The sequence below is a fragment of the Arthrobacter sp. H14 genome, assembly GCF_000520495.1.
Taxonomy (GTDB): Bacteria; Actinomycetota; Actinomycetes; order Actinomycetales; family Micrococcaceae; genus Arthrobacter_C.
Genome location: NZ_KI914695.1, coordinates 1 through 6,180 on the forward strand (window position 1 = coordinate 1; position 6,180 = coordinate 6,180).

At 62.8% G+C, this 6,180-nt stretch carries 5 protein-coding genes, 1 pseudogene and 2 riboswitches; of the genes and pseudogenes, 5 read left to right on the plus strand and 1 reads right to left on the minus strand.

Going from position 1 to position 6,180, the window contains the following annotated elements:
• Both Y707_RS31765 and Y707_RS0119775 read left to right on the plus strand, forming a co-directional pair.
• Window positions 1-215, plus strand: a pseudogene (locus tag Y707_RS31765) (hypothetical protein); the annotation flags it as partial.
• 216 nt (window positions 216-431) lie between these two features.
• Window positions 432-630: riboswitch (cyclic di-AMP (ydaO/yuaA leader) on the plus strand.
• Between the two features lie 5 nt (window positions 631-635).
• Window positions 636-1,883, plus strand: coding sequence for a hypothetical protein (locus Y707_RS0119775; protein WP_026536356.1), 1,248 nt, complete (start codon window positions 636-638; stop codon window positions 1,881-1,883).
• A 46-nt stretch (window positions 1,884-1,929) separates the two neighbouring features.
• Here Y707_RS0119775 and Y707_RS0119780 read toward each other — a convergent pair whose 3' ends face one another.
• The gene (locus tag Y707_RS0119780; protein ID WP_051442231.1) at window positions 1,930-3,936 is read right to left on the minus strand and encodes a glycoside hydrolase family 43 protein; all 2,007 of its coding nucleotides are present in this window, start codon (window positions 3,934-3,936) and stop codon (window positions 1,930-1,932) included.
• Between the two features lie 272 nt (window positions 3,937-4,208).
• A riboswitch (cyclic di-AMP (ydaO/yuaA leader) is annotated at window positions 4,209-4,408 on the plus strand.
• A gap of 56 nt (window positions 4,409-4,464) precedes the next feature.
• Between Y707_RS0119780 and Y707_RS29225 the strand changes: the two genes are divergently transcribed.
• From Y707_RS29225 to Y707_RS27770, 3 genes are all read left to right on the plus strand, one after another.
• On the plus strand, window positions 4,465-5,292 hold the full coding sequence (locus tag Y707_RS29225) for a M23 family metallopeptidase (RefSeq protein WP_051442232.1): 828 nt from the start codon (window positions 4,465-4,467) through the stop codon (window positions 5,290-5,292).
• A gap of 123 nt (window positions 5,293-5,415) precedes the next feature.
• Window positions 5,416-5,781 carry an ArsR/SmtB family transcription factor gene (locus Y707_RS0119790; RefSeq protein WP_081745024.1) on the plus strand — a complete coding sequence of 122 codons (366 nt, stop codon included), beginning with the start codon at window positions 5,416-5,418 and terminating at the stop codon, window positions 5,779-5,781.
• Window positions 5,782-5,786: 5 nt separating this feature from the next.
• Window positions 5,787-6,180: cation efflux transmembrane domain-containing protein (locus Y707_RS27770; protein ID WP_162150254.1), on the plus strand; the 394-nt coding region annotated here is incomplete at its 3' end.

Genomic DNA, 6,180 nt, shown 5'->3' on the forward strand with positions numbered 1-6,180 from the left:
AAAAGCACGATAAGCCAGCCACCCCGCACCAGCGGGCGATCCGGCACGAGAAGATGCGCAAACGCCCCATTATCCAGATGAACGCTCAGTTCAAACGGATCAAACCCGCCGCTCTCTCACGCCAGATTCTGGCACTGACCGCAGAGCTGGAAACACTCGCACTCGCGAAGAAAGCCGCGCCAATCAAACCCGTCAACCGGGCCTGGAACGCCTAACCCTCCCGGAGGTTTTCCTATGAGGCAACGAAACCCGCTATCCGGAGGTTCTCAAATGAGGCAACGTATTATTCTTCCCGGAGGTATTGCAATGAGGCAACAGGGTACCCCCGCGGGGTATGTGGATAAGCATAACGAAATTGTAACTTCGCAGCGTTTCTGCTTAGTCTGGGGCAGCACCGCCTGTAGGGGGTGCAGCTGGTCCGTACACCGAACCCTGTCAGCGGACCGGTCCCGTTCGTAGTTATGGCAGGGGCGGAGGAACCACCAGCGGCAGCATCGCAACTGCCTGGGGTGAAACCGCTGTGGCATCGCAACCGGTACGGCCACCGTTCGGCCGTACCGCCGCCGCAGCGGCCGGGTCTCCTCGACCCGAATCCGACAGCTAACTTCGCAGGTGTTTGAGAGAGGACCAGTTTGATGCGCAGTAAACCAACCGGCCGCCGTGCGGCTGCTCCCGCTACTTCCTCCGCACGCGCGGCATTCGTTCCGCGCTCCAACCATTCTCCACTGCCCGGACACCGCTGGGCAGCCGCGCCAGTCCCCGCCGCGGCTGGAACCAACCCGTGGGTCCGTAACGGCTCTCTTGCGCTCGCCGTGACCGGCATCGTCGCCGCCGTCGCGCTGTCGCAGGTTCACCCGCCAACAGCCGACGGAACGACGCAGGCACAGGCCGGCGGCGGTTCGCCGACCGCCTCCGCCGCCGCAAATGTAACTCTCCATTCCGATTGGCTTACCACCGACGCTGTCATCGACGGCTACCTCGACGGGCATAAGATCGACGGCGGCTCCAGCGAAGGACTCTTCGCCAGCAAGGCCAGCACGGGCGAAGCGCTTTTCGCCAGCAACGGCGGCATTGTTGTCAACGGCAGCTCCGCCGATGGCAACATTGTTGACGCCGATGGTTCCGGAAGGGTCGTCGCCAACGGTGCTGCTGGCAATGTCCCGGCCGCCGGCAGCTTGGATGCTTCAGGTGAAAGTACTCCGGAACTGGCAGTCACGCAGCAGCCTATAACGGAACCAGGTCCGCAGCCGGCGGAGTCAGCCCACACACCGGCATCGGGGCCCGCGCAGTCCAGCGGCTCGTCGTCGGATCAGCCCGACGGCGATGGGATGCAGGCGCTGAGCGGCACACCGGATGCTGGGCCGGACTCGGCCTCCGACTCAGGCACGCAAACGGATCCGACGCCGGTCCCGGCCCCCACGGAGGATGACGGGACTACTGCGGCTGCCGTCCCCAGCGGGAGTACTGAGACTACGCCGGCTCCCGCTCCCACTGAGAGTGGCGAAACATCGCCGTCGCCGGCACCAACCGAGGGTGCCGGGACATCGCCGATTCCGACGGCGGAGCCCACCAGCCCAAGCCCGAAGCCCACCAGCCCAAGCCCGAAGCCCACCAGCCCAAGCGCGGAGCCCACCAGCCCAAGCGCGGAGCCCACCAGCCCAAACGCGGAGCCCACCAGCACGAGCCTGGAATCCATGGAGCCGAGTCACGAATCCACCACGTCCAGCCCGGAACCGGAAGACGGAACTGACCGGGACGGTTGGAATGGTTACGGCGGAGAAGGCTGGAGCGATGGCGACGACGCCGACCGGGACGATTCCGACGAAAGTGACGGGGAAGGCCTCGGCGGGAACGACCGGAACTACCGCTACGGAAACAACTAACCAGACCTCGTGGGGCGCAGGCGTCCGGCCCTTATGGCCGGCAGAGTTACCGGGAGGAGCTCTCCTTCAGGGTGGAGGTGCGCACGTAGTCGAACTCCGCGGTGAAGTCCGCTCCAGGATCCTGTAAACCGAAGGCTGCCAGGGCGATGCCGGCGCCCTCGTCCAGCGAATGGGTCCACGTCCCGCCGCGCACCCAGTTGACTCCGTCCTGGCTGGTGTACGCCGTGTAGCTTTCGGTGTCGTCGCCGGCAACGGCCCTTTCGGCCCCGGTCAGCTCTTCGACCACAATCTGCAAGTACGTCCACTCCTCCGAGGGAGCCCCCACGACGGTATTTCCGTAGCGTGACCAGCCCTCGGGAACCGGACTGATCTCCTTCGCGAACTCAGTCTGCCGTGTGTTCCAGATCGAGGTGTTGGTCAGCTTCAGGTAGTTGTCCTCGTCGCCGTAGGCCAAAACCCCGGCCTGCGCGTAATTGAAGCAACAGCCTGCATCGGGCACGTTCACGCGTACTTTGGTTTCGACGACGTAATCGCCCTTAGGCGCATTCCGCGAAAGAACATAGGCATTATTGACGTCGACATGCAGATCTGCTGCCTGGATCTTCACGCTCAGTACGCCGTTTTCCGTACTGTTCTGCGGCGGCGTGCCCGCCGTCGCCTCTTCACCAGACCACTCCCAGGACCACGCGTCGTCGAGCATGTTCCCGTTGAAATCGTCGGAGTAGCTTTCGAGAAGCTCATGCGGGACCTGCGTCTTGACGGGCTGGGCCTTGTGCCGGGAGGTTTCACCCTCCTGGCCCGCTGGCGCAGGCATGGGCGAATCGGATGGTCCGTGTCCACTGTTCACGGTCGGCCAGCCGTCGATCCAGTCGATGGCGTCGAGCAGTGCGGGGCGCTTCGTGAAGCCGGGCGCGGTCTCAAAGAAGGGGTCCTCCTGGTCAACGGCGTGGTAGATCGTCCACCAGTCGCCGGCCGCGTCCTGGAAAACAGTATTGTGGCCGGTGCCCACCCAACGGTTGCCATTCATGGTCAGGAACGGAGTGCCGCCGGCCTGCGGGTCAGTGAGCTTGTTGCCATGCTGATCGACGAATGGGCCGAGCGGGCTGGTCGAGCGTCCAACGAAGACGCTGTATCCGGTCAATGCGCCGTTGCAGCAGTTCGTGGCGGAGACAAACATGTAGTAGTGGCCATCCCTATAGATGACGTTGGTGCCCTCATACTTATTGTCGATGGCGACCATTTCCGCCTGCGCTTCGTCCACGGTCGCGCCGTCGCCGGTCAGCGTGAGTTCGGTGCCAAAAACGCCACCGTAGTAGCTGCCGTAGTAGAGGGTGCTCTTGTCCGTCACTGTGTTCCCGAGGACGTCGGGATCATAGGTCCATAGGAAGTCGCAGCCCGGGCCGTTCTGCCGCGGCGCGACGACCGGTTCTGCGGCGAAATCCCAGGGGCCGGTCGGGCTGTCGCTGGTTGCAACACCGATAGCGTTATCCGAGTCGCAGTTCTCCACACCGCTGACTTCGGCGGTCGTGTCGGTGACCCCGAAGAACATGTAGTACTGGTCGTGCGTCGTCGAGTACGTGACCTCGGGCGCCCACAGCGCTGCATCGCGTTCAGCCCAGTCAGGCAGCTGGTCGAAGGCGTCTCCTGCATACGTCCAGTTCACCAGGTCTTTGGAGGTCATCACCGGGATCCGGTGGAACACCAGGTTTCCCTCGGCGTCGAGATCTTCATCGTTAAGCGGGTCGGTTGTGCAGTACATGTACCAAGTGGTGTCCGGTTCCTGCCCGCGGATCACGGTGGGGTCCGCGCAACTGCCGACGACGCCATCGTCCGGGATTTCCGGCTTCAGCGGGTTGCTGTACTTGCCGGGGTTTTTGCCGGCGACGCTGGGCTGGTTAGCTGCGGTTCCAGGGGCAGCACCGACGTCGTTGGCTTGGTCTGCGCCGGCCGCGGTCAAGGTGCCGCCGCCGGGGGAGAAAAGTCCCAGTATCAGGAGCAGGGCGCATAAGAGTGAAATCCGGACAGAGGATCGGGACACGCCTCGTTGCACCATCAAGTTCGCTCCTATGCGTCACCAGGGCCGACTGGTCCCCTGCGGCGCATGGGACGCTCCAGCGGCCTCACAATTTCCCTAGACTACGGCGCATCCTTCGGGAAGAGAAGCGCATAACGTATGGCGTGTTCGGGAAATTGTTCTATTCCGACACGCCTCCCGCGCCGTGAGACTCACCACAAACTGGGTAACGAAATTGTAACTACGACTTCTATCTGTCTAGTCTTGACTATCGCCGTTTTTGTCCGGCACATCTGGTCCGTCCACCGAATCCTGTCAGCGGACCAGTCCCGTTCGTATTTATGACAGGGGTGGAGGAACCACCAGCGGCAGTTTTACTGCCTTGGGGTTAAGCCCGCCAGCGGCATCGCAATCGGTTTGGCTGTCTTTAGCTGACCGCTGCCGCGCAGGGCCGAGTTTGGTCTCAACTCGAATCCGACAGCTAACTTCACGGGTGCCTGAGAGAGGACCTTTTTGTTTCGCAATAAATCAGCGGGTCGCCGCGCAGCGGATCCCGCAACTTCCCCTATGCCCGAATCAGCTCCCACGAGCCGTTCCCAGCAGTCCGGCCGCCACAGCGCGGCATCCAGCGCACCCAAATCTTCGCAGTCCTGGGTTCACAAGGGCGCTCTGGCGCTCGCCGTAACCGGCATGATCGCCGCGGTTACCTTTCCCCAGGCGCAGTCACAGGCAAGTCAGGACCAGCTTGAAGCGGCGTCGAACGTCACCAGCGCCCTGACCGCCTCGAGCACCGCCAGCCTCGACTTCACACCAAACGGTCTCAAGCCTCAGGGGGTAGTCGGGGACGACAACGAGGAGAAGAGTTCCAGCGTCAAGCCGGCCTCGAGCGGTTCTGACGACAAGGCTTCCGGATCCACGTCATCCGGCAAGGATTCCGATAAGGACAAGGCTAAGCAGGACCGGAAGAAGGATGAAAAGTCCGGGTCCAAGCACGACTCCAAGTCCGAAGACCTGGGTGCGCCGCTGGCGTACCTCAAGCCGACATCGTCCTTCGGTTACCGCGTCAGCCCCATCACCGGTGCTGCCAGCGAGTTCCATTCCGGCCAGGATTACGCCGCCACCTGCGGCACCCCGGTCAAGAGTTCAGCTGACGGCAAGGTCGTCCAGGCCGGTTGGCATCCGTATGGTGGGGGCAACCGCGTCACGGTCAAGCACGAGGACGGCCTGAAGACGACCTACAATCACATGTCGGCGATCAAGGTCAGCGATGGCGCGTCGGTCAAGGCGGGCGAATCCGTCGGCAATGTCGGTTCGACCGGCGCCTCCACCGGTTGCCACCTGCACTTCGAGGTGGTCAAGGACGGCCAGACCGTCAATCCGCTCGGCTTCCTGTAGCCCGAAAACCCGCCCGCCGTACCTGGCAACACAGCGGCCCCCGCAGTCATTTACGACGGCGGGGGCCGCTTTCGTCCGTCGGCACGTATTGAGGTAATCGCCCGCTTGTGTCATTATCTGCATATGGATGCAGATAAACAGGTATGCGGGGCCGACGTCGACAGTCAATACGTCGAGCTGGCGGTCGAGGTTTTCTCCATGCTGGCCGACGCCACCCGCGTCCGCATCATTCTCGCCCTGCGTGATGAGGAGCTGTCGGTGAACCACTTGGCAGACATCGTGGATAAACCGTCGACCGCCGTGTCCCAGCATCTGGCCAAACTTCGGCTGGCGAGGATGGTCGTCACCAGGCAGGTGGGGACACGCGTGTTCTACCGCTTGGAAAACGAGCACGCCCGAAAACTCGTCACAGATGCGATCTTCCAGGCCGAGCATTCGCTGGGTGGCGTTCCGCGTCATCACCATGGGGACGAGGCCGTGGGAGCGTGAATCGATTGCCCACCGGACAAGGTTCCCAACACGGCGCGGACCAGCGCCGCGCCGACGATCATGGCCACACACACAGCGACGGCCGTGATCATGAGCATGCACATGGCCACGAGCACGGGCATCACCACGTGCATCCGACCGGGCTGAAGGGGTTTTTCCACGGCCTTTTCGTTCCACACAGCCACGACGTCAGCGACTCGATCGACGACGCCATGGAGTCGAGTGGCCAAGGCATCAGGGCCGTCAAAATCAGTTTGGTGGGATTAGGCGCGACGGCGGTGCTCCAGCTCATCGTCGTCTTCATCAGTGGATCGGTGGCACTGCTGGCCGACACGGTGCATAATTTCTCCGACGCGTTAACGGCCGTTCCGCTGTGGATTGCCTTCATCCTCGGGCGGC

Excerpts from the sequence above, each read along its gene's own strand:
- Y707_RS0119780 (WP_051442231.1), bottom strand. The coding sequence starts at position 3,936 with ATGGTGCAACGAGGCGTGTCCCGATCCTCTGTCCGGATTTCACTCTTA.
- Y707_RS0119790 (WP_081745024.1), top strand. The coding sequence starts at position 5,416 with ATGGATGCAGATAAACAGGTATGCGGGGCCGACGTCGACAGTCAATAC.
- Y707_RS29225 (WP_051442232.1), top strand. The coding sequence starts at position 4,465 with ATGCCCGAATCAGCTCCCACGAGCCGTTCCCAGCAGTCCGGCCGCCAC.
- Y707_RS0119775 (WP_026536356.1), top strand. The coding sequence starts at position 636 with ATGCGCAGTAAACCAACCGGCCGCCGTGCGGCTGCTCCCGCTACTTCC.